Below are 21,671 nucleotides of genomic sequence, written 5' to 3'. Positions count from 1 at the left end.
ACGGCGGCCCGCGCCGCACGGATAGGATCCGCCGATGACCAAGGAAACGATCACCGCGGACCGTGCGGGCACCTGGAAACTCGGCGACCTCACCGTCAGCCGCGTCGGCTTCGGCGCGATGCGGCTGACGGGCAGCGGCGCCTTCCACCACGGCGTCCCGAGCGACCGCAACCGCTCCATAGCCGTCCTGCGCAAGGCGATCGAGCTCGGCGTCGACCACATCGACACGGCCGCCTTCTACTTCTCCTCCCTGCGCTCCGCGAACGAGATCATCAACAGCGCGCTGTCGCCGTACCCGGAGAACCTGGTGATCGCCACCAAGGTCGGCCCGTTCCGGACGTACACGGGGGAGTGGGGCACCTCCGCCCGGCCCGGGGAACTGCGCGGGCACGTCGAGGAGAACCTGCGCCAGCTCGGCGGCGACCACCTCGACCTCGTCTACCTGCGCCGCATGCGGCAGGAGTCGATCAGCGACCACTTCGGCGCCCTGGCCGAACTGCGCCAGGCCGGACTGATCCGCCACCTGGGGATCTCCAACATCGAGCCGCGGCACCTCGCCGAGGCACGCGCCATAGCGCCCGTGGTCAGCGTGCAGAACCGCTACGGACTCGACCACCGCACCCCGGAGAGCGAGGAGATCCTGCGCCTGTGCGGAGAGGCGGGCATCGCCTTCGTGCCGTTCTACGCCGTCGCCGGTGAGGCCGGCGAGCGGGGAGCGACCACCGCGCACGACGACGCGGTCCTCGACGTCGCCCGCGCCCACGGGGCGAGCCCGGCGCAGGTCCGCCTCGCCTGGACACTGCACCAGGGCCCGCACGTGCTCGCCATCCCCGGCACCGGCAACCCCGGCCACCTCGCCGAGAACGTGGCGGCGGGCGCGCTGCGCCTCACCGACGACGAACTCTCCCGCCTCAACGGCCTCTGCCCACCCGCCTCTCAACCGGCGTAACCGGTCACCGGGTAGTGGTCGGAGAGGTTCGTGTAGGTGTACGCCGTGCCCCAGCTCGACACCGTCCAGGGCGCCGACTGCTCCTTGACCACCTCGTTCTTCCACACCGCCGGCCGGACATGACCCGCGCGGTACAGGATGTGGTCCAGGTCCTCGCGCGGGTCGCCCGGGTAGCGGTAGCGGGCGATGGAGTTCTCCTGCGTGTCGAAGGAGTACGGGTGCCCGGTGCGCGCGTCGGCCCCGACGAGCCCCGCGTCGGTGAGCATCGAGCCGTACTCGGCGCTGCGCGAGTCGACGTTCATGTCGCCGACGACCAGCACCTCCTCGTCCGCCGGGATGTTCTTGGCGTCGAGGAAGGCGTCGATCGCCTTGAACTGCCGGGCGCGCATCGCCGCGGCCTCACCCGCGGCGCAGCCCGGGTCCGTGGACTGCGTGTGGGTGCCGACGACGTGCACCCTGGTGCCGTTCACGTTCAGCACCACGTACGCGAAGCCCTTGTCGGACCACCGGTCCGACCCGCAGGCGTCCTGGTAGACGTACTGCTCCTTGCGCAGGACGGGCCACTTGCTCAGCACCGTCACGCCCCCGTCCTCCGGCACCGTCGCCGAGTACGCCCCGCCGGTCGCGTCCCAGCCGTCCTTGCCGCGCCCCACCACCGGGGTCTGGTACGGGTACTCGGCCGCCGCGGCGCTCTTCAGCGCGTCGGAGGCGGAGTTGTCGAACGCCTCCTGCAGCACCACGACGTCGTTGCCGTGGAAGAAGGACGCCCGCGGAATCTCGGCGGCCCGGTGGTCCTGACCCCAGTTGGGGTAGAGGTTCCGGCTCATGAGGAAGGTGTTGTACGTCAGCACCCTCAGCGACGGGGCGGGACCGGCCGCGGCCGCGGGCGCCGCGCCGGCCAGTGCGGCGGCGGGCAGGGCGAGGGCGAGCACGGCTGCGCCCAGGGTGCGGCGCGGTGCGGGAAGCGTCACTGGATCTCCCTGTGGATGAAGGGCGTTGAGTGGCGCCGCACATCAAACCACCGGGAATTACCCCCGGGTAACCCCCAGGCGGGCAGCAGGTGACGCCGGCGCGGCTAGACCGTCCACGCCCCGTCCCGCATCAAGTGCCGCCCCCGCAGCTCGTGTTCGCCCCGCCAGGCCTGGATCGCGAGCGGCCGCACCCGGAAGAAGGCGTACGACGCGCTGTCGCGCCGGGGGTCCCAGCCCACCTCCCCGTCGATGAGCACCACGTCCTGCGTGTCGCCGAACGCCAGCCGGGCACGCCGGCCGTCCCGCAGGTTGCGGCCGGTCGGGTTGGTGAGCTGGGTCGACAGCCACACCGACTCGCCGTCCCACACGAACCACAGCGCGACCAGACAGGGCAGGCCCGAAGGGTCCGCCGTCGCCACCCACACGTCCCGCTCCCGGCCCAGCCGTGCCAGGACGTCCCGCTTGCGGCGCGCCGCGTCACGGGGTCCCCGCCGCGGAGCCCCTCCGCGTCTTGGGGCTCTTCGGCGCCGTCGAGCTCTTCGGTGATCTTCATGCCGGGGACGGTAGCGGCCGGAGGGGGGTGGCGCCCGGGGCCGCGGTCGGGAGTCGGGTACGGCTGTCGTCCTAGGCCCGCCGTGAGCGACTGGCGCCCTGGACGTTTTACGTATAACCTCTCCCGCTAACCACCCGCACGGAAGGTCCCGATGAGACGTATCGCCCTGGTCACCCTCGTCGTCGACGACTACGACGAGGCGATCCGCTTCTACACCGAGGCGCTCGGCTTCCGGCTCGCCGAGGACGCCCCGCGCCCCGACGGCTCCCGCTGGGTCGTCGTCGAGCCCGGCGCCGGTACGCACGGGACCGGTCTGCTGCTGGCCCGGGCCAAGGGTGAGGCGCAGGCGGCCCGCGTCGGCGACCAGACCGGCGGGCGCGTCGGCTTCTTCCTGCACACCGACGACTTCGCCCGCGACCACGCCCGCATGGCCGCCGCCGGTGTGAGCTTCCTGGAGGAGCCGCGGCACGAGCCGTACGGCACCGTCGCCGTCTTCCAGGACCTGTACGGCAACCGCTGGGACCTGCTCCAGCCCGCCGGCTGACGCCACCGGATTCCCTGCCGGCAACACCCCCGCAATTCTGAACCGTCCCGCCCGAGGAAAGACCCACCATGACCGCTACGCGCGTAGACGCCGATGTGATCCGCCGCCTCCCCAAGGCCGTCCTGCACGACCACCTCGACGGCGGCCTGCGCCCCGCCACCGTCGTGGAGTTGGCTGCCGAGGTCGGCCACACGCTGCCCACCACCGACCCCGCCGAGCTGGCCGCCTGGTACTACGAGGCCGCGAACTCCGGCGACCTGGTCCGCTACATCGCCACCTTCGAGCACACCCTCGCCGTGATGCAGAGCCGTGAGGGCCTGCTGCGCACCGCCGAGGAGTACGTCCTCGACCTCGCCGCCGACGGCGTCGTCTACGCCGAGGTGCGTTACGCACCCGAGCTGAACACGCGCGGCGGGCTGGCCATGAGCGAGGTCGTGGAGACCGTCCAGGAGGGTCTCGCCGCCGGCATGGCCAAGGCGGCCGCCGCCGGCACGCCCGTGCGCGTCGGCACCCTGCTGTGCGGGATGCGCATGTTCGACCGGGTCGGCGAGGCCGCCGACCTGGCCGTCGCCTTCCGTGACGCCGGCGTCGTCGGCTTCGACATCGCCGGCGCCGAGGACGGCTTCCCGCCCGCCGACCACCTCGCCGCCTTCGAGCACCTGCGCCGCGAGAGCGTGCCGTTCACCATCCACGCCGGGGAGGCGCACGGCCTGCCCAGCATCCACCAGGCCCTGCAGGTGTGCGGCGCGCAGCGCATCGGGCACGGTGTGCGGATCACCGAGGACATCGTGGAGGGCAAGCTCGGCCGCCTCGCCTCCTGGATCCGCGACCGCCGGATCGCGCTGGAGATGTGCCCGACGTCCAACCTGCAGACCGGCTGCGCCACCTCCATAGCCGAGCACCCGATCACCGCGCTGAAGGACCTCGGCTTCCGGGTCACCCTCAACACGGACAACCGTCTGGTGTCCGGCACGACGATGACCCGGGAGATGTCCCTGCTGGTGGAGCAGGCCGGCTGGACCCTCGAGGATCTGCGCACGGTCACGGTGAACGCGGTCAAGAGCGCGTTCATCCCGTTCGACGAGCGCAAGGCCCTCATCGAGGACGTGATCCTGCCGGGGTACGCGCTCTAGGGACGGGGCCTGGAGCAGGTCCGAAGCAGGTCCGAAGCAGGCTCGGAGCGGGCCTGGAGCGGGCCTAGAGCAGTCCGCGGACGTAGGCGGCCTGTCCGACGTGCTGGAGATCGTCGGACAGGACGCTGACCAGGCGCACCCCGAGGGTGACCGGTGGGTCCCAGCGCTCGTCCACGACGCGTTCCAGGTCCTTGGCGGCGAGGCCGCGCAGGGCCGTCTGGGTCTGCTCGTGCACGGCGTCGTAGTAACCGGTGAGCAGGTCGGGGGAGTCGACCCGGACCTTGGCGACCTTGGCGGAGGTGTGCCCGTAGCCGGTGTCCCCGCGCGGCAGGCCGAGGCCGAAGCGCTTCTCCCAGTCCTGGCTCAGCCACACCTGGTCGAGGCCGAAGGCGTCGGCGATGTGGTCGTCCTGGACGCGGGTGAGATGCCAGATCAGCCAGGCGATGGAGTTGGCGTCGGCCGAGGGGCGGGCGGTGAGCTGATCCGGTCCCAGCCCCTCGACGGCGGCATGGACTTCTTCCTGGATGCGGCCGTAGCCGTCGATGAGGATGTCCTTCGCATGCATACGTCCACCATCGCGCACGCGGGGCCGGGGCGCTCCCCGTTCCCGGATCAGGCCGCCGCCGGGCGCTTCAGGCGCAGTCGCCGTCGCTCTCCCGCAGCGTCATCAGCGCCCGGGCCGCGGGGCTGGTGGACTGCGGGGGCGGCAGCAGGGCCACCGTCTCGTACGCCGGGTGGTCCGCGCCCTGGACCGGCAGGGCGGTCAGCGACGGCCGCTTGTGGCGGAAGTGGCGCGGCACCACGGCGATGCCGAGGTTCTCGTCGACCAGGTCCAGCAGGCTGTGGACGTCGTTCACCTCCAGCGCGACCGTGCGCCGGACGCCCGCCGCGGCGAAGGCGGCGTCGGTGGCGCCGCGCGGGCCCCAGTCGGGGTGGAAGTCGACGAAGACCTCTCCGCCGAGGTCGTCGAGGGCGACCGCGGCGCCGGCCCCGGCCAGCCGGTGCGTGGGATGGCACAGCACCGTCATGGGCTCCCCGGCCAGCGCGACCGAGCGCAGCTGCTCGGTGTCGGCCTGCGTGCGGTAGACGAAGGCGCAGTCCAGGCGCCCGGCGGCGACCTCCTCGGCGAGCGCGCCGGAGCCGGTCTGGCGCAGCCGGATCTCCACGTCCGGATGGCGCCGCCGGAAGGCGGCGAGCAGCCCGGCCACGTTCACCCCGGCGATGCACTGCTCGGTGCCCAGCGACAGGGTGCCGCGCAGCACGCCCTGCACCGCGGCGACCGCCTCGTGCGCGGCCCGCACCCCGGCCAGGATCCGCTCCGCCTCCCGCAGCAGCGCCCGCCCCGCCTCGGTGAGCGTGACCCGGCGGGTGGTGCGCACGAACAGCGGCGTCTGCAACTCCCGCTCCAGCGCGCGGATCGAGGCGGACAGGCCGGACTGGGAGACCATCAGCCGCTCGGCCGCCCGGGTGAAGTGCTGGTCCTCGGCGACGGCCACGAAGTGCTGGAGATGGCGCAGTTCCATGATTGTGCAGCCTAGTCGCACAATCCCATCGGATTCTCCTGTTGGACCACTGCGCCCAGGTCAGGCCAGAGTGGGTACCGGTTCCCCGCACCGGATCACCTGCCTTACCCCTCATGGAGTCGCGTTGTACACCGCACACCCCGACCGCTACGCGGACATGCCCTACCGGAGCACCGGACGCAGCGGCCTGAAGCTGCCGGCGCTGTCCCTCGGACTGTGGCACAACTTCGGCCCGGACCGCCCCGTCGAGACCCAGCGGGCCATCCTGCGCACCGCCTTCGACCTGGGCGTCACCCACTTCGACCTGGCCAACAACTACGGCCCGCCGCCCGGCGCCGCCGAGCTGGCCCTCGGCGAGGCCCTGAAGGACGACTTCGCGGCCTACCGCGACGAGCTGGTCATCTCCACCAAGGCCGGCTATCTGATGTGGCCCGGCCCGTACGGCGAATGGGGCTCGCGCAAGTACCTGATGTCCTCCCTGGACCAGAGCCTGAAGCGGATGGGCCTGGACTACGTCGACATCTTCTACTCGCACCGCCCCGACCCGGACACTCCGCTGCGGGAGACGATGGGCGCGCTGCACTCGGCGGTCCAGCAGGGCAAGGCCCTGTACGTCGGCGTCTCCAACTACTCGCCGGAGCAGACCCGGGAGGCGGCCCGCATCCTCGGAGACCTCGGGACCCCGCTGCTGATCCACCAGCCGCGCTACTCGATGCTGGACCGCCGGCCCGAGGAGAGCGGCCTGCTGGACACGCTCGACGAGCTGCACGTCGGCTCCATCGCCTACTCGCCGCTGGACCAGGGCCTGCTCACCGCGCGCTACCTGGACGGCATCCCGGAGGGCTCCCGCGCGGCGAGCGACAGCCCCTTCCTGCAGCGCGACGCGGTGACCGCGGACCTGGTCGCGACGCTGCGGGAGCTGGACGGCATCGCGAAGTCCCGCGGCCAGTCGCTCGCCCAGATGGCCCTGGCCTGGGTGCTGCGCGGCGGCCGGGTCACCTCCGCGCTGGTCGGCGCGAGCAGCCCGGAGCAGCTGCGCGACAGCGTCGCGGCCATCGGCAACCTCGACTTCGACGCCGAGGAGCTGGCCCGTATCGACGCGGCGATCAAAGGCTGAGCCCGAGCCGTCGGCGAGAAGGCTGCTCGGGCGGCTGAGACGGCTGCTCAGCGGCCGAGCCGTTCGGTGAGCCGGACGGTCACCGTGTCGCCCTCCTCCTTGCCGATGGCCCGGCGGAGGGCGGCCTTGACGGGGAGCTTGTGGGTGCCGTCGCCGAGCGCCATGAAGGAGCTCTCGAAGGGCTGGCCGTCGACGGTGCCGCGGACCTTGACCAGTCCGCGGGTGCCGAAGAAGCCGACGGATTCGGGCCAGACCACATAGGTCCAGCCGCCTGCGCTCGGGCTCTTGCGCAGCACGGCGGTGAACTCCGCGTCCACGGCGCTGTGGGTCGTCATGACATCCTCCGGCGGTCGGTGGTCCCGATGGGCAGACCGCCGGCCGCCGGAGAACTCATCGGCGTCCCGCTCAGGTCCCGGCCGGCACCCGGTCCAGGAAGCCGAGTACGGCGCGGATGCGTCCCTCGCCGTCCAGTGTCACCACGTCGGAGCCGGCCACGGGAGCCGAGCCGTCACCCTCAGCGACCAGCTCCCAGGAGAAGCGGGCGGTGTCGTGATGCCCGTCGACCGCGCCGGTGAGCCGGAAGGAGAACCCCGGGAACTGCTCGCGGGCACCGGCGATGAGCGCGGCGATCGCGTCGTGGCCGCGGACGTCGGCGAGGGGGTCGGTGTAGCTGCCGTCGGGCGTCCACGCGACGGCGACCGCCTTGGCGCGCGTCTCGGCGTCGGGGGCGTTCCAGGCCTCGAAGTAGCGGGCGACGGCGGAGTCGTAACGGTCGGTGGATGCGGACATGGTGAATCACCCTTCACGAGGTCGTACGGCGAAGTCGCCGGTCCCGGACCGGGGATCGGTGCGATCCGGTGACACCACCGTGCCCTGGCGCGCCGGCCTGGTCGATTACCCGGGAGGTAAGGCCCCGCGCGACGGGCCGCCGGATTTCGGCCAAGAAGGGCCGTGAATATGCCAAGAGAGTGGCCGGAAAGTCATGGTGACAGTGATTCAGCCGTGAACATACTCGAACACGGGCGGTAGTGCACCGCCTACGAGCCGCACCGAAAGCGAGGCCCGGCGCGCGAGCGACCGACGGGGGAGTGGGACGGTGCACGACGAATTCCTGTGCCATGTCACGGCGTACGGCGTCTGCGACGGCCGGCGCATCGGGGTACCGCTCGGCACCTACCGGGCGCCCACGCTGGCGCTCGCCCTGTGGTGGCTGCGCGACCGGGCCTCCTGGATCGCCGAGCGGCTGGACCCGAGCCCGCAGAGCGCGGCGTTTCCGCCCAGCGCGCTGGTGCCGGTCGCGGAGACCGTGCCGGACGTCCCGGCCGCGCTGCGCGCCTGGTGCGCGGACGTGAACCGGCAGGAGCAGGCGGCCGACGCGCTGGCCACCGGACGGCTGGTGCGCATCGCGGCACGCGACGAGACCACCGAGTACGAACTGCTCGCCGAGTCGGTCGACGCGCTGCGCATGCAGCGGGCCGCCCCGGCCCTCGTGGCCCCGGTCACCTGACCCGCCCGCGGCGCCGACGCCCCCACCCGCGCGCCCGTTCGCCCTCCTGCTCCCGGGATTCACTCGCACGGCGCACAACGGGACTGATCGGTAGAATCCTGGCATGGCGGAGCGCCCTGTCGCGTCGACCGCGCCCGAGCTGGTCCTGGAGTCCGACTCGGGTACCACGGTGATGGTCCCCGGCCGTGACTACCACCTCGGCCGCGACCCCGCGTGCGACATCGTCCTCGACGACACCCGCGTCTCCTGGCACCACGCCGTGCTGCATCCGGACGGCGGCCACTGGAGGCTCCAGGACGACCACAGCACCAACGGCACCTGGGCCGACGGGCGGCGCGTCCTCGAGCGTGACGTCGGCCCGGGCAGCGTCATCCGGTTCGGCAACCCCGCCGACGGCCCGTGCGTCGTCCTGGTCGGCCCGTCCCCACCCGCCGCCCCCGCGCGGCCCTCCGCCGTGTCCATGCCCGCCCTCACCGGCACCTTCCGCCGGCCCACCACGGTGCGGCCGCTGCCGACCCGCACCCTCCGCATCGGCCGCGGCGCCGGCAACGACCTCGTCCTCGACGACCTGGCCGTCTCCCGCCGCCACGCCGAACTGCGCCCTCTGCCGGACGGGACGTACGAGATCGCCGACCTCGGCAGCCACAACGGCACGTTCCTCAACGGCCGCCCGGTCGGCGTCGCCCCGATCGGGCAGGGCGACATCGTCGGCATCGGCCACTTCGCGTTCAGCCCGGTCGGCGACCAGTTGCAGGAGTACGTCGACACCGGCGAGGTCTCCCTCGACGTGCAGGACCTCACGGTCGCCGTCGACCGGGGCAGCAGGACGCTGCTGGACCACGTCTCCTTCCCGGTCGGCCAGAAGTGCCTGCTCGCCGTCGTCGGCCCGGGCGGCGCGGGCACGTCCACCCTGCTGGGCGCCCTGACCGGACAGCGCCCCGCCGACCACGGCACCGTCCTGTACGACGGCCGCGACCTCTACCGGGACTACGCCGAGCTGCGCCGGCGCATCGGCCTCGTGCCCCAGGACGACATCCTGCATCCCCGGCTCACCGTCCGCGCCGCCCTGTCCTACACCGCCGAACTGCGCCTCCCGCAGGACACCGCCAAGGCCGAGCGGCGCGCCCGGGTCGAGGACGTGATCCGCGAACTGGGCCTCGAACAACACGCCGGACAGCCCGTGCACAGCCTCTCCGGCGGCCTGCGCAAACGGGTCAGCGTGGCGCTGGAACTGCTGACCAAGCCGTCGCTGCTCTTCCTCGACGAGCCGACCTCCGGACTCGACCCCGGCATGGACCGCTCGGTGATGCACATGCTGCGCGGCCTCGCCGACGGCGGCCGCACCGTCATCGTCGTCACCCACAGCGTGCTCGGCCTCGACGTCTGCGACCGGCTGCTCGTCCTCGCGCCCGGCGGCCGGGTCGCCTACTACGGGCCGCCCGAGGAGGCCCTGCCCTACTTCGGCCACGACCAGTGGCCGGAGGCGTTCGAGGCCTTGGAACGCGAACAGGACCGTGACTGGGCGGGCGGCTACCGCACGTCGCCCCAGCACCGCCGCTATGTCGCCGGCGCCGGAGCGCAGCCGCGCGTGCCGCGCCAGGGCCCGGTGATCATGGAGCGGCCGTCCGCGCCGCGCAGCTGGGGCGCACAGCTCGGCACCCTGATCCGCCGCTGCACGACCGCGCTCGGCGCAGACCGCACCTTCCTCGTCATCATGATCGCGCTGCCGTTCGTGACCGGAGCGATGGCCCGCGCCCTCGCCGGCAGCCACCTCACCCGCGACACCGTGATGAACGCGCTGCTCATCCTGTGCGTCGGCGGTGTCCTGACCGGCGCGGCCAACGGCGTGCGCGAACTGGTCGAGGAACGGGTGATCTACCGGCGGGAGAGAGCCGTCGGCCTGTCCCGATCGGCGTATCTGATGTCCAAGGTCGTCGTCCTCGGCACGGTGACGATCCTTCAGGCGGTCGTGCTGACCCTCGTCGCGCTGCTCGGCGTCAGCCTGAACGCGCCCGGCGGCAGGGGCGTGCTGCTGCCGCCGCTCGTGGAGATCACCGTGGCCGTCGCGCTGCTGGCGTTCACGGCGATGATGCTCGGACTGCTGGTGTCGGCACTGGTGCGCAAGGAAGAGGGCACCATGCCGCTGCTGGTGCTGCTCGCCATCGTCCAGGTGGTCTTCTGCGGCGCCCTGCTCAAGCTGCACGGCGTGCCCGGTCTGGAGCAGCTGTCCTGGCTGGTGCCCTCGAGGTGGGCGCTCGGCGCGATGGCGGCCACGGTGGGGCTCGCCCGGATCGTGCCCGGCGAGCTGACCTCCGACCCGCTGTTCCGGCACGCGGCGGGCGTGTGGCTGCTCGACATCGCCATGCTGCTCGTGCTGTCGGCGCTGTTCGGCTGGGCCGTGGCCCGGCTGCTGCGCCGCCACGAACCCGTCGTGACGCGGAAGTAGGCGCCGGACGTGATGCGCGGGCAGGCAGCCGAACGGCTCCGCGGAAGCAGCCGCCCATGACGGCGCCCCGGCCAAGGGCCCCGACGAGCGCCACCCCACCTGCCTCGCCTTCGCCGCCGACCTGCGCGCCGCGGCGGCGGGAGGCGCGGCCGCTGCCGTCACCGCCGTGATGGGTGCCGGGGCCGCGGCCGTGGTCGCCGGCCGACTGGCCGGCGACGCCGCGCTCAAGGTGCCCCCGGGCCGGCCGCTGCCGACCGAGCCCCGGCTCACCGTCCACGCCACGGCCGCCGACCGGATGGCGCTCGCCCGCGACGGTCGGCGGTCACCCGCCGACGGAGGGGGACCTCGGCGTCGTACCGCCCGGCCGGGGTGGCCCGAAGGCGCGCCGCGCTGGGCACGGCCCGTCTTCGGAACCCGGGAGGAGGACGGAGCCGGACGGGATCAGGGGCGGGGCCCGCGGCGGCGCACCCGCAGGGCCGCCAGGGCGCCGAGGAAGCCGGCCACCAGGCCCCACAACAGGGCCCAGCCCACCGCCTGCCACACCTCGGGCCTCAGGAACAGCTCGCCGGACAGCCCTCCGCCCAGGTCGCCGATGCCCATCAGCGACAGCCCGTAGTGGGCGGAGACCCGGCCGACCAGGCAGATCATCAGGACGGTCAGGGCGAGCGCGATCGCCAGGTGGACCGCGTGCTGCCACAGCCGGACCCGGGCGGGGGAGCGCACCGCCATCACGAACGCCGCCCCGAGCAGCAGCACGGCGGCCACGACCAGCAGCCACCAGGCCTTGCCGTCGCGCTCGGTGAGGGTGTGCAGGTTCAGCGTGGAGACGTCCGGCGTGCGCAGCACTTCGTCCAGGAGGTGCGGCATCGGCAGCCCGAACGGCCCGTCGACCCGGCCGTGCCAGGTGGCGCCCAGGCCCAGGGTGAACGCCAGCCAGACGACGTTCGGCAGGCCGAGCAGGATCACCGCGAACGTCTGTGCCGCATGGCTGCGGCTCGCCGCGACGACCAGTCCCACGACCACGCCCACCGCGACGCAGGCCAGCAGCAGCACGACCATCGCGTACGCCGCCGGGCGCACCGAGTCCGCGAACCGCACGACGCGCGGCGGCAGCGGCGCGCCGCGGGCCACCAGCAGCGCCAGCGCCAGCACCCCGGCCAGCCACAGCAGACCGAACAGCACGGTCAGCGGCACGTCCGTGGTGAAGCCGACCTCGGGCCTGATGCCGAAGATCTCGCCGAGGTCGCTGAGCGTGTCGTCGCCGAGCGGGATCGCGAACGTGTGCCGGGCGGCGAAGCCCAGTCCGATCACCCCGAGCAGCCACAGCAGCGCGATCCGTCCCGCCCAGCCCGCCAGCTCGGCGCCGCTCGCCACCGCACGGTGCCGCAGCGGACGCAGGAAGCCACCGGCCATCACGAGCGCGCCGGCCAGGGTCACCGACAGGGGCATCACGGTCACCCCCGCGCCGGTGTCGGCGAGCGCGCCGGCGCTGCCGGTCACCTCGACCGAGCCGCCGACGGCCGTGACGAGGGTCGCCGCCACCACCCGCCAGAACCCGCCGTCCGGCAGGTCGGCGGCGCCGGCCGCCCACAGCCCGAGCACCGCCGTCACCGCCATGACGACGAGCGCGGACAACACCGTGGCCAGGGCCTGGATCCAGCCGTGCCGTGCGACTGCCGGGGCGGACGTGGTTCGCGGGCTCACACCGTCACGCTATGCAGGGCGCGCTTCGGGCGCGCGCCGGGAGAGCCGTCCGCGTCCGCTCGCGAGCCGCCGCGCCTCCCACCTTCGCGCCGCCCACCTCGCAGCCGCCCGTGTCCGAGCCGCCCGCCCCCCGGTCACCGGCCGGCGAACCGCCGACGCCGGGGTGAATCCTGTGTGACCGAAACCGCTCGGTGCGGCGGCCCGGACGGGGAGTGGGCGGCGAGACTCGGGGTACGAGCACAGGGGCAGAAGCGTCCGGCCGTACCGGCTTCCTAGAGAGACACGCATGACCGAGCACTTGGGCGGGGAAGTGATACCGACGGGTTTCGACGTACCCGTGGAGCCCCTGAGACGGGCCACCCACTACACCGGCGAGCCCGGAAGCATCGCCGAGGCGCGCGCTTTCACCGCGCAGTTCGTCGAGCAGTTGCGCTCCGAGTGGTGCGCGCAGATCGGCGGCCGCGCCGAGGAAGCCCTGCTGCTCGTCGTCAGCGAGCTGGTCACCAACGCGGAACGGCACAGCAACGGCCCCTACATCCTGGAGCTGGAGGGCACGGACGCCATCGTCACGGTGTCCGTCTACGACAGCAGTGCCGCTCTGCCGATGCGGTTCCCGCGTGACCCCGAGCGGGTCGGCCGGCACGGTCTGGAGATAGTCCACGCTCTGGCGGCGCATGTCTCCGCCGAGCGGGTCCCCGTCGGCAAGCGGGTGAGCGCCCTCGTGCGCCTGCGTCAACAGTGAGCGGGCCGGACAACCTTCCCCGAAGGCTGACCGGCCCGCTCACTCACTGTCACGCACGCATTGCCACTGCCGCTGCCACGCGCGCACTGCCACGCTCAGGCGCAGCCCAGCTCGCCCAGCATGCCCTCGCGCAGTCGCAGGATGATCCGCTTGATCAGCCGTGAGACGTGCATCTGCGAGCAGCCGAGCCGTTCGCCGATCTCCGCCTGCGTGGCCTCCTCGACGAAGCGCATGTGCAGGATCTGCCGGTCGCGCTCGCCCAGTTCGGCCATCAGCGGGGCCAGCGACTGGAAGTCCTCCACGAGCCGCAGCCCGTCCTCCTCCACGCCGATGAAGTCGGCGAGCACGGCCTCGCCGTACTCCGGGCCGTCGCCGGTGAGCGCGGCGTCCAGCGAGGAGGAGTTGTAGCCGTTCGCGGCGATCTGCGCCTCGACGACCTCCTTCTCGGAGATGTTCATCAGCGTCGCCAGCTCGGCGACCGTCGGCTCCCGGTCGAGCCGGCTCGCCAGCTCGTCGCGGGCCTTGGCCAGTTCGACGCGCAGCTCCTGCAGCCGCCGGGGAACGTGCACCGCCCACGTCGTGTCGCGGAAGAACCGCTTGATCTCACCGACGATGTACGGCAGCGCGAACGAGGTGAACTCCACCTCCCGCGCCAGCTCGAACCGGTCGATCGCCTTGATCAGGCCGATCATGCCGGTCTGGACGATGTCCTCCATGTCGTCCCCGCGGCCGCGGAACCGGCCGGCCGCGAAGCGGACGAGGGACATGTTCATCTCGATGAGGGTGTTGCGGGCGTACTGGTACTCGTGCGTGCCCTCCTCGAGTTCCGCCAGGCGCCGGAAGAACTGGCGGGACAACTGCCGCGCGTCCCGCGGGGCGATCGTCCGCGGGTCCTCGACTCCCGGCAGCGGGCTCTCACCCGTGCTGGTCCCGGCAGCCTTGGCGGCGACCTGTGCCTCCGACCGGATCACGGCGGTGGACATCAGTTTTCCCTCCCACGGAAGTACGGTGCGACGTGTTGCGCTGCCCCTCCGCCTACCCGGAGTCGTCCCGGGCATGCCACCCAAAAGGAGAGAGGATCCGAAAATCGCTCCCGGCGCAGCGCGAGGCGACTTCACCCAGGGCGGAACGCCGAACCCTTCCCCTCCTCAACACGGCTCCTAGGCTGGGGGGATGAGCACTCAGACGCCGAACCAGGCCCGTGTGGACGAAGCCCGTGCGAAGGAAGCCCGTGTCATCCCGCTGCGGCCCCCGGCCGCCCGCCCGGCAGGCCCCCCGGCCGCGAAGGAGCCGCTCTGGCGCGACCTGGTCGGCGACGTGCTGCGGCGCGAACGCCAGGCCCAGGAACGCACCCTCAAGGACGTCGCCGAGGCCGCCCGCATCTCCATGCCGTACCTCTCGGAGGTGGAACGGGGCCGCAAGGAAGCCTCCTCGGAGGTCCTCGCGGCCGCCGCCCACGCCCTCGGCCTGAACCTCGGCGACCTGCTGGCACGCGCCCAGACGGACCTCGTGCGCCGCACGGCCCCGACCACGCGCCCCCACCGCAGGACGACCACGGGCACCGCACGCCGCAACGGTCTGTGCCTGGCCGCCTGAGCGCGGTGCGGAATCTCACAGTCCGGCTTGGCGCCTGCTCAGTACCTGGTCGGCCAGCCCGTACGCCACCGCCTCCCGCGCGGTGAACACCTTGTCCCGGTCCATGTCCGCGCGCAGCGTGGCGGTGTCGTGGTGCGTGTGCCGGGACAGCACCTCCTCCACCTGGGAGCGGATGCGCACCATCTCCTGGGCCTGCAGGGCCAGGTCGGACACGGTGCCCTTCCGGCCCCCGGACGCGGGCTGGCCGAGCAGCACGCGCGCGTGCTCCAGCACGAACCGCCGCCCCGGGTCCCCGCCCGCCAGCAGTACGGCCGCCGTGGACGCCGCCTGGCCGACGCAGAACGTGGAGATCGGCGCCTGAACGAACGTCATCGTGTCGTAGATCGCCATCAGTGAAGTGAACGAGCCACCTGGGGAGTTGAGGTAGATCGCGATCTCCTGCCCGGGCGCCGCCGACTCCAGGTGGAGCAGCTGTGCGATGACGACGTTGGCCACGCCGTCGTCGATCTGGGTGCCGAGGAAGATGATCCGCTCGTTCAGCAGCCGGCTGAAGACGTCGAAGGACCGCTCGCCCTGCGGGGTGCGCTCGATGACGTTCGGAATCGTGTAGGTGCCCATGCTCACAGCCCCATCCGTCGCCTGGAGGCGGCCGGGCGCACGTCCGCGAAGGACTCAACGACCCGGTCGACCATGCCGTACTCCCTGGCCTCCTCGGCCGTGAACCAGCGGTCACGGTCACCGTCCCGGGAGATGCTCTCCTGGCTCTGGCCGGTGTGCTCGGCGGTGATCCGCTCGATGGTCCGCTTGGTGAACTCCAGGTTCTCGGCCTGGATCTCGATGTCCGCGGTGGTGCCGCCGATGCCCGCGGACGGCTGGTGCATCATGATCCGCGCGTGGGGCAGGGCGTAGCGCTTGCCGGGCGCGCCGACGCTGAGCAGGAACTGCCCCATGCTGGCGGCGAATCCCATCGCCAGCGTCGAGACGTCGTTCGGGACCAGCTGCATGGTGTCGTAGATCGCGAGGCCCGCGTGCACCGAGCCGCCGGGGGAGTTGATGAACAGGCTGATGTCGGTGTGCGGGTCCTCCGCCGACAGGATCAGCAGCTGGGCGCAGACCCGGTTGGCGGAGACCTCGTCGACCTGTGTGCCCAGCAGCACGATCCGCTGCCCGAGCAGCTGGGCGGCCAGGTGGTCGTCGAAGCGGGTCGGCGGCGTGTCGCCCTCCTCGGCGCGGGGCGCGAGGGCGGTGAGCGGAGTCATGGGTTCTCCCGTCGGGTCAGGGATGGGCTTCGGCTCCACTGTCGGCCCGGGCCCGCGCCCCGAGGAGGTTTCTCTGCCCGCGGCAGATTCGCCCCGGGCAGATCCCGCCGTCAGCCCTTCTCGCGCAGCTGCCGGAAGAACGCCCGTACGTCCCCGACCAGCAGGTCCGGCTCCTCCATCGCGGCGAAGTGGCCGCCGCGGCCGAACTGCGTCCAGCGCACCAGGTTGTCGGTGCGCTCCGCCCTGTGCCGCAGCGGGACCTGGATCTCCTTCGGGAACAGCGCGAGCGCGGTCGGTGCGGTGGACGGCTCCTGCGGGGCGGCGGCCCGGCCCGTGGTGTGGGCGCGCTCGTAGTAGATCCGCGCGGACGAACCCGCCGTCCCCGTCAGCCAGTACAGCATCACGTTCGTCAGCAGCAGGTCCCGGTCCACGGCCTCCTCCGGCAGCTCCTCGCAGTCCGTCCACTCCCGGAACTTCTCGACGATCCAGGCGAGTTGGCCGACCGGCGAGTCGGTCAGCGCGTAGGCCAGGGTCTGCGGCCTGGTGGCCTGCACCGCGGCGTAGCCGCTGCCGTCCCGGGACCACTGCTCCCAGGAGCGCCAGGACCGCAGCGTCTCCTGCCGCTCGCCGGGGCTCAGCGCCGCGAGCTCCTGTTCGGTCGGCTCGGTGAGCTGCTGTGCACCGGGCAGCAGATTGAGGTGGACGCCGATGACCCGGCCGGGGTGGGCGCGGCCCAGCTCCCGGGAGATCACCGCGCCCCAGTCGCCGCCCTGCACACCGAACCGCTCGTAGCCGAGCCGGGCCATCAGCTCCGCCCATGCGTCGGCGACCCGGCCCGCCTCCCAGCCCGGCTCGGTGGTCGGCCCGGACAGCCCGAACCCGGGGGTGCCCGGAACCACGACGTGGAAGGCGTCGGCCGGGTCGCCGCCGTGCGCGGCCGGGTCCGTCAGCGGGCCCACGACGTCCCAGAACTCCACGATCGAGCCCGGCCAGCCGTGCGTGAGGATCAGCGGGGTGGCGTCCGGCTCGGGGGAGCGGACGTGCGCGAAGTGCACGTGCTGCCCGTCGAGGACGGTGGTGAACTGCGGCCACCGGTTCAGCCGCGCCTCCGCGGCCCGCCAGTCGTAGACGTGCCGCCAGTGGTGGACGAGGTCGCGCAGATAGTCGACGGGCACCCCGTACGCCCAGCCGGTGCCGGGCGGCTGGTCCGGCCAGCGGGTGCGGTCGAGGCGGTCGTGGAGGTCGTCGAGGTCGCTCTGCGGGATGTCGAGACGAAAGGGACGGATGCCGGACTCCGCGGCGGATGACGTCATGGCCCGGATGCTAGGGGACCTCGGCGAGGAGGCCGTACGGATTAATGGCAGCGCGTGGCCGATGAGTTTCGCCGCCCCGGCCGGTCGACACTGGTGACCGCGTTCCGCGCCGCTCGGCGCCTTGAGGAGGTGTCGCATGACCACCGACGGATTCACCACGTGTCTCTGGTTCGACGGCCAGGCCGAGGAGGCCGCGCACTACTACGTGTCGGTCTTCAAGAACTCCAGCATCGGCCGGGTCGGCCGCTACACCGAGGCCGGACCGGGCCCCGCCGGCTCGGTGATCGCCGTCGACTTCACGGCCAACGGCCAGAAGTTCGTCGCCCTCAACGGCGGACCGCAGTTCACGTTCAGTGAGGCGATCTCCTTCCAGATCTACTGCGACAGCCAGGAGGAGGTCGACCACTACTGGACCAAGCTCACCGAGAACGGCGGCGAGCCGGGGCCCTGCGGCTGGCTGAAGGACAAGTACGGGGTGTCCTGGCAGGTCATCCCGAACGGGCTGATCGAGATGATCAGCGACGCGGACCAGGAGAAGGCGGCCCGCACGATGCGGGCCATGATGGCCATGGGCAAGCTCGACAAGGCCGCGCTGGAGAAGGCGTACGCCGGCGAGGAGTGAGGCGGCGGGGGCGCCGCCCGCCGGGGCGACACCCCGTCCCCGGCGGTCCGGCGCCCCCGCCCCCGGCTCACACCCGGTCGGCGGCGATCAGCAGATACTGGAAGCTGCCGTTGCGGTAGGCATCCAGGAAGGTCTCCTCGATGCCCGTCACCAGGTGCTCCGCCTGCCGGCGCAGCTCCCAGTACGGGATCGTCGCCTGCGTCAGATCCTCCACGTGCACCGGCACCAGCCGGTTGCGGGCCATCGCCCGGAAGTACTGCGACCTCGGATGGATGTCGCAGATGTAGTGCGCGTTGATCAGGGACACCTCACGGGACGCCTGCCCGTAGGTGTCGTTGTAGCACCCCGTGATGACCACGTACCGTCCGCCGCGGCGCAGCAGCCGCGCGTGCTCGGCGAACAGCAGGTCCAGCTCGACGTACATCGTGGACTCGTTGTTCCACGAAGCCGCGTACGCCCCGGTCGGCAGGCCGGTGTCGAGCATGTTGCGGTGGTGGTAGCGCACCTTGCCGTCGATACCCCGCTTGCGGGCCTGCGCGTTCGCGAACTCGGCCTGTTTGGCGGAGATCGTAACCCCGTCGGCGTGGCAGCCGTGGCGCAGATGCGCCGTGACGCTGCCGCCGCCGCGCCCGCAGCCGGCGTCGAAGACCCGGTCGGCGGGGGTGAGCGGGCCGAGGTGGGCGGCGAGGAGTTCGGCCTGGGCGTGTTCCAGCCGGTGCAGTTCCGCGGTGATGCGCTCCCGGCGGCGGTCCGGGTCGGTCTCCTCCAGCACGGAGAAGTCGGCAGAGCCGATGCCGTAGTGGTGGTGGTAGAGGTCGTCGATCCGTCCGAGTTCGAGGTTGACCGGATTCTCCTCGGCGTTCCAGTAGTCCGCCACGCGGTTCTGGTACGTCGACTGGGTCGGCACCAGGGCCGTGCCGGGGTCGGATGCGATGGCCAACGAGGACTCCTAGCGGTGCGTCTGACGCGAGGTCAGCGAGGCGGGCGTTACCAGTAGTGGGGCAGGGAGTAGCGGTGGGTGTTGGTGGCGTGCCACTCGTGGTTGCCGGCGACCCAGTCGGCCAGGCCCTGGGCGTAGCGCTCCACGAGCGGTTGGGCGGCCGCCAGCAGGGCGGACTCCTCCTCGAACGCCGTCATGATCTCGTTGTGGATCTCCACGGCCCTCAGATAGGCGGTCTTCAGTCCGCACCGCTCGTTCGCGGCGATCACCTGCGGCAGATTGAGATGCGTGGGGTCGGCGGCCAGTTCCTTGGTGAAGGAGTACAGGTCGTTGACGATGGTGGTGGCGTTGCAGGCCAGCGCCGTGATCCGCTGCACCTCGGGGCGGGCGTACACCTGCTCGGGCAGTTCGTAGCCGTCCACGGCGTCGACGATCGACAGACACGGCCGGAAGTTGTTGAACTGCCGCATGACCAGGTACTCCCACACCCGCGGGCGGTGCCGGGTGCCGGCCCAGGAGGCCTCGGCCAGGTAGCCCAGGTGCAGCCGGGCGATGTCGTGCACGAACCGGTCGGTCTGGCTGGGCGTGGCGAGGGCGGCGAGGTCCTTCAGCGCGCCGTGGTAGGAGCGCAGCGGCCCGTCGGCCTCCAGGCCGCGCCGCCATTGCTCCTCGGTCGCCGGGGTGCCGTGGTACGGGTCGAGGGCCGACTGCGCCAGGATGAGCCGGCCGCCGAGCCGGCTGCGGGAGGCGCCCCGCCCCTCGTCCTCCTCGCAGTAGCAGGAGTCCACCAGGTTCTCCGCCAGCAGCAGTTTCCCGGCGACGGTCAGGCGCTCCAGGTCGGCGGCGCGCGGATGCTGCAGTACGACCGCGCGGCCGAACTGGAACCCGGCGAAGTCCCCGTTCCAGGCCGGCGGGAACAGCTCCAGGTGACGCGCCCAGGCCTCCAGCCGGCGGTCCACCTCCCGCACCTTCTCCGGGTCGGCGGGTTCGACGGGCCGGTGCTTCAGCCCGGGAATCGGCCCGCCGCGCCGGGCGCGCAGGGAGCGGGCGAGGTTCGGCGGCCCGGGCGGGACGAAAGAGGTGTCCGCGGCCTCCGGGGCAGTGCTCATCGAGTCCTCCGCGCGATCAGTCGGCCGTCCGGCCGACCTGGACGTTCTCCAGGATTCCGGCCGCGTCGGGGACGAGGATGGCCATCGAGTAGTAGGCGGTCACGAGGTAGTTGACGATCGCGGCGGTGTCGATGCCCATGAACCGCACGTTCAGACCCGGCTGGTACTCCTCCGGGATGCCCGTCTGGTAGAGGCCGACCACGCCCTGGTCCTTCTCTCCGGTGCGCAGCGCGATGATGCTGCTGGTGTGCTGCTCGGTGACCGGGATCTTGTTGCACGGGAAGATCGGCACCCCGCGCCAGGCGGGGATCTCGTGCCCCTCGACGTTCGCGGTGCCCGGCACCAGACCCCGCCGGTTGCACTGCCGGAAGAACGCGGAGATCGCCTTCGGATGGGCGAGGAACAGCTTCGTCTTGCGCCGCATCGACAGCAGCTCGTCCATGTCGTCCGGGGTCGGCGGGCCGGTGAAGGTGCTCAGGCGCTGGCTGTAGTCGGCGTTGTGCAGCAGGCCGAACTCCCGGTTGTTGACCAGCTCCCACTCCTGGCGTTCGCGGATCTCCTCGACGGTCAGCCGCAGCTGCTGCTCGGTCTGGTCCATCGGGTCGTTGAAGAGGTCGGCGACCCGGGTGTGCACCCGCAGGACGGTCTGGGTGAGCGACAACTCGTATTCGCGCGGCGAGAGTTCGTAGTCGACGAAGCCGCCCGGCAGGGTGGGTTCGCCGGTGTGGCCGGCCTGCACCGGCACGTCGGCCTCGCCCTTGCGGTTCATCGGCCGGCTCTGCCGCTCGGCGTAGGCCGACAGATGGGCGGCGAGCGAGGGGGCGCGGTCCATGAACTCGGTCAGGGCGTCCCAGGGCAGCACGAGCACGGTCCCGGAGGTCTCCGCCCGCACCGACGTCAGCCACAGCGGGTCCGCCCGTCCGACGGCCTCGTCGCCGAGTCCGTCACCGTCGGCGGCGACCCCGACCACCTCCTCCTCGCCGTACTTGCCGGTGACGACGCGGGTGAAGCGGCCGTGCGCGATCAGATAGGCCTCCGTGACCGGCTGCCCGGCCTCGAACAGCACCTGCCCGGCGCGCACATGACGGACCTGGAAACGGGACGCGATCCCCCTCAGGACCTCGGTATCGCCGTAGCCGCGCAGCGCCGGCAGTTCGGTGAGCGTCTCGGGGATGACCCGGATGTCGTCGGCGCCGTTCTGCTCGAACTGCACCCGGCCCCGGCCGGCCCGCAGCTGGAGCCGGCGGTTCACCCGGTAGGCGCCGCCCTTGACGTCGACCCAGGGCAGCGTCCGCAGCAGCCACCGGGAGCTGATGGCCTGCATCTGCGGTGCGGACTTGGTCGTCGTGGTGAGCTGGCGCGCGGCCTGCGTACCGAGACTGGTGAGGTGACCGTCGGCGGTGGGGGTGGCTTCGTCGGTGGCGGGACCGGTGGTGCTTTCCGGTACGGACAATTTCCCTCCCGGGAGATGGACTGCGTGGTGCTGTGCGGTCGTCGGCGGCCGGCGCGCCGTGCGCAGCTTCCAGCCAACAGGTGGGGCGCGCGCACCGGTACGGAGTGAAAGGGGCGGTTTCGTCCTGGTGAGGCGTAAACATCACTCCGAGGCGTACGGCGCACAACGCGATCTCCCGCACGCCGGAGGG

Annotated in this window: 23 protein-coding genes; 9 read left to right on the top strand and 14 right to left on the bottom strand. The window is 72.2% G+C overall.

All coding sequences use genetic code 11. The features are described 5' to 3' along the window. Nucleotides 1-34 precede the first annotated feature (34 nt). A complete protein-coding gene (locus tag AC0B9F_RS13560) occupies nucleotides 35-949 on the top strand; it encodes an aldo/keto reductase (protein WP_472002006.1) in 915 nt (304 codons plus the stop codon). Here AC0B9F_RS13560 and sph read toward each other — a convergent pair. Continuing rightward, complete coding sequence (sph, locus tag AC0B9F_RS13555; RefSeq protein WP_472002004.1) at nucleotides 937-1,920, bottom strand: sphingomyelin phosphodiesterase; 984 nt, start codon at nucleotides 1,918-1,920, stop codon at nucleotides 937-939. The genes AC0B9F_RS13560 and sph overlap by 13 nt on opposite strands. 104 nt (nucleotides 1,921-2,024) lie before the next feature. Beyond that, nucleotides 2,025-2,372, bottom strand: a complete 348-nt coding sequence (locus tag AC0B9F_RS13550) for a pyridoxamine 5'-phosphate oxidase family protein (protein WP_472002153.1) — start codon at nucleotides 2,370-2,372, stop codon at nucleotides 2,025-2,027. Between the two features lie 252 nt (nucleotides 2,373-2,624). Here AC0B9F_RS13550 and AC0B9F_RS13545 point away from each other — a divergent pair, with 252 nt between their 5' ends. Then, the gene (locus AC0B9F_RS13545) at nucleotides 2,625-3,017 is read left to right on the top strand and encodes a VOC family protein (RefSeq protein WP_472002002.1); all 393 of its coding nucleotides are present in this window, start codon (nucleotides 2,625-2,627) and stop codon (nucleotides 3,015-3,017) included. Between the two features lie 68 nt (nucleotides 3,018-3,085). Then, on the top strand, nucleotides 3,086-4,150 hold the full coding sequence (locus AC0B9F_RS13540; protein WP_472002000.1) for an adenosine deaminase: 1,065 nt from the start codon (nucleotides 3,086-3,088) through the stop codon (nucleotides 4,148-4,150). Nucleotides 4,151-4,214: 64 nt separating this feature from the next. Here AC0B9F_RS13540 and AC0B9F_RS13535 read toward each other — a convergent pair whose 3' ends face one another. Both AC0B9F_RS13535 and AC0B9F_RS13530 read right to left on the bottom strand, forming a co-directional pair. Continuing rightward, nucleotides 4,215-4,715 carry a mycothiol transferase gene (locus tag AC0B9F_RS13535; protein WP_472001998.1) on the bottom strand — a complete coding sequence of 167 codons (501 nt, stop codon included), beginning with the start codon at nucleotides 4,713-4,715 and terminating at the stop codon, nucleotides 4,215-4,217. A 67-nt stretch (nucleotides 4,716-4,782) separates the two neighbouring features. Beyond that, the gene (locus tag AC0B9F_RS13530) at nucleotides 4,783-5,673 is read right to left on the bottom strand and encodes a LysR family transcriptional regulator (protein ID WP_472001996.1); all 891 of its coding nucleotides are present in this window, start codon (nucleotides 5,671-5,673) and stop codon (nucleotides 4,783-4,785) included. Nucleotides 5,674-5,797: 124 nt separating this feature from the next. Between AC0B9F_RS13530 and mgrA the strand changes: the two genes are divergently transcribed. Further along, nucleotides 5,798-6,790, top strand: coding sequence for an L-glyceraldehyde 3-phosphate reductase (mgrA, locus tag AC0B9F_RS13525; RefSeq protein ID WP_472001994.1), 993 nt, complete (start codon nucleotides 5,798-5,800; stop codon nucleotides 6,788-6,790). Nucleotides 6,791-6,837: 47 nt separating this feature from the next. On the opposite strand, the gene AC0B9F_RS13520 is transcribed toward mgrA, so the two are convergent. Continuing rightward, on the bottom strand, nucleotides 6,838-7,125 hold the full coding sequence (locus AC0B9F_RS13520) for a DUF1905 domain-containing protein (RefSeq protein WP_472001992.1): 288 nt from the start codon (nucleotides 7,123-7,125) through the stop codon (nucleotides 6,838-6,840). Between the two features lie 70 nt (nucleotides 7,126-7,195). Continuing rightward, nucleotides 7,196-7,579 carry a nuclear transport factor 2 family protein gene (locus tag AC0B9F_RS13515; protein ID WP_472001990.1) on the bottom strand — a complete coding sequence of 128 codons (384 nt, stop codon included), beginning with the start codon at nucleotides 7,577-7,579 and terminating at the stop codon, nucleotides 7,196-7,198. 307 nt (nucleotides 7,580-7,886) lie between these two features. Here AC0B9F_RS13515 and AC0B9F_RS13510 point away from each other — a divergent pair, with 307 nt between their 5' ends. Both AC0B9F_RS13510 and AC0B9F_RS13505 read left to right on the top strand, forming a co-directional pair. Beyond that, nucleotides 7,887-8,297 carry a hypothetical protein gene (locus tag AC0B9F_RS13510; protein ID WP_472001988.1) on the top strand — a complete coding sequence of 137 codons (411 nt, stop codon included), beginning with the start codon at nucleotides 7,887-7,889 and terminating at the stop codon, nucleotides 8,295-8,297. Nucleotides 8,298-8,400: 103 nt separating this feature from the next. Then, nucleotides 8,401-10,743 carry an ABC transporter ATP-binding protein/permease gene (locus AC0B9F_RS13505; protein ID WP_472001986.1) on the top strand — a complete coding sequence of 781 codons (2,343 nt, stop codon included), beginning with the start codon at nucleotides 8,401-8,403 and terminating at the stop codon, nucleotides 10,741-10,743. Between the two features lie 441 nt (nucleotides 10,744-11,184). On the opposite strand, the gene AC0B9F_RS13500 is transcribed toward AC0B9F_RS13505, so the two are convergent. Continuing rightward, on the bottom strand, nucleotides 11,185-12,447 hold the full coding sequence (locus tag AC0B9F_RS13500) for a streptophobe family protein (protein ID WP_472001984.1): 1,263 nt from the start codon (nucleotides 12,445-12,447) through the stop codon (nucleotides 11,185-11,187). 286 nt (nucleotides 12,448-12,733) lie between these two features. On the opposite strand from AC0B9F_RS13500, the gene AC0B9F_RS13495 reads away from it, so the two are divergent. Next, on the top strand, nucleotides 12,734-13,189 hold the full coding sequence (locus tag AC0B9F_RS13495) for an ATP-binding protein (protein WP_472001982.1): 456 nt from the start codon (nucleotides 12,734-12,736) through the stop codon (nucleotides 13,187-13,189). A 95-nt stretch (nucleotides 13,190-13,284) separates the two neighbouring features. On the opposite strand, the gene AC0B9F_RS13490 is transcribed toward AC0B9F_RS13495, so the two are convergent. Continuing rightward, on the bottom strand, nucleotides 13,285-14,172 hold the full coding sequence (locus AC0B9F_RS13490) for an RNA polymerase sigma factor SigF (protein ID WP_472001981.1): 888 nt from the start codon (nucleotides 14,170-14,172) through the stop codon (nucleotides 13,285-13,287). 190 nt (nucleotides 14,173-14,362) lie between these two features. Between AC0B9F_RS13490 and AC0B9F_RS13485 the strand changes: the two genes are divergently transcribed. Continuing rightward, a complete protein-coding gene (locus AC0B9F_RS13485; RefSeq protein ID WP_472001978.1) occupies nucleotides 14,363-14,785 on the top strand; it encodes a helix-turn-helix domain-containing protein in 423 nt (140 codons plus the stop codon). A gap of 15 nt (nucleotides 14,786-14,800) precedes the next feature. Here the strand turns inward: AC0B9F_RS13485 and AC0B9F_RS13480 are convergent, their stop codons facing one another. The 3 genes from AC0B9F_RS13480 to AC0B9F_RS13470 form a co-directional block, all read right to left on the bottom strand. Beyond that, on the bottom strand, nucleotides 14,801-15,403 hold the full coding sequence (locus AC0B9F_RS13480) for a ClpP family protease (RefSeq protein WP_472001976.1): 603 nt from the start codon (nucleotides 15,401-15,403) through the stop codon (nucleotides 14,801-14,803). Between the two features lie 2 nt (nucleotides 15,404-15,405). Beyond that, a complete protein-coding gene (locus tag AC0B9F_RS13475) occupies nucleotides 15,406-16,044 on the bottom strand; it encodes an ATP-dependent Clp protease proteolytic subunit (protein WP_472001974.1) in 639 nt (212 codons plus the stop codon). A 110-nt stretch (nucleotides 16,045-16,154) separates the two neighbouring features. Then, a complete protein-coding gene (locus AC0B9F_RS13470; protein WP_472001972.1) occupies nucleotides 16,155-17,357 on the bottom strand; it encodes an epoxide hydrolase family protein in 1,203 nt (400 codons plus the stop codon). Between the two features lie 136 nt (nucleotides 17,358-17,493). Between AC0B9F_RS13470 and AC0B9F_RS13465 the strand changes: the two genes are divergently transcribed. After that, the gene (locus AC0B9F_RS13465; RefSeq protein ID WP_472001970.1) at nucleotides 17,494-17,979 is read left to right on the top strand and encodes a VOC family protein; all 486 of its coding nucleotides are present in this window, start codon (nucleotides 17,494-17,496) and stop codon (nucleotides 17,977-17,979) included. A 67-nt stretch (nucleotides 17,980-18,046) separates the two neighbouring features. Here the strand turns inward: AC0B9F_RS13465 and AC0B9F_RS13460 are convergent, their stop codons facing one another. Genes AC0B9F_RS13460 through AC0B9F_RS13450 form a run of 3 tightly spaced genes read right to left on the bottom strand, consistent with a single transcriptional unit; the run spans nucleotide 18,047 to nucleotide 21,481 of the window. After that, nucleotides 18,047-18,919, bottom strand: coding sequence for a geranyl diphosphate 2-C-methyltransferase (locus tag AC0B9F_RS13460; RefSeq protein ID WP_472001968.1), 873 nt, complete (start codon nucleotides 18,917-18,919; stop codon nucleotides 18,047-18,049). Between the two features lie 47 nt (nucleotides 18,920-18,966). Continuing rightward, nucleotides 18,967-20,028 carry a family 2 encapsulin nanocompartment cargo protein terpene cyclase gene (locus AC0B9F_RS13455; RefSeq protein WP_472001966.1) on the bottom strand — a complete coding sequence of 354 codons (1,062 nt, stop codon included), beginning with the start codon at nucleotides 20,026-20,028 and terminating at the stop codon, nucleotides 18,967-18,969. Nucleotides 20,029-20,044: 16 nt separating this feature from the next. Beyond that, nucleotides 20,045-21,481, bottom strand: a complete 1,437-nt coding sequence (locus AC0B9F_RS13450; protein WP_472001964.1) for a family 2B encapsulin nanocompartment shell protein — start codon at nucleotides 21,479-21,481, stop codon at nucleotides 20,045-20,047. Nucleotides 21,482-21,671 lie beyond the last annotated feature (190 nt).

It is taken from the genome of Streptomyces sp. NPDC097129 (assembly GCF_055668065.1).
The sequence above is the reverse complement of the archived record's forward strand: the minus strand, read 5'-3'. Positions and strand labels throughout refer to the sequence as shown.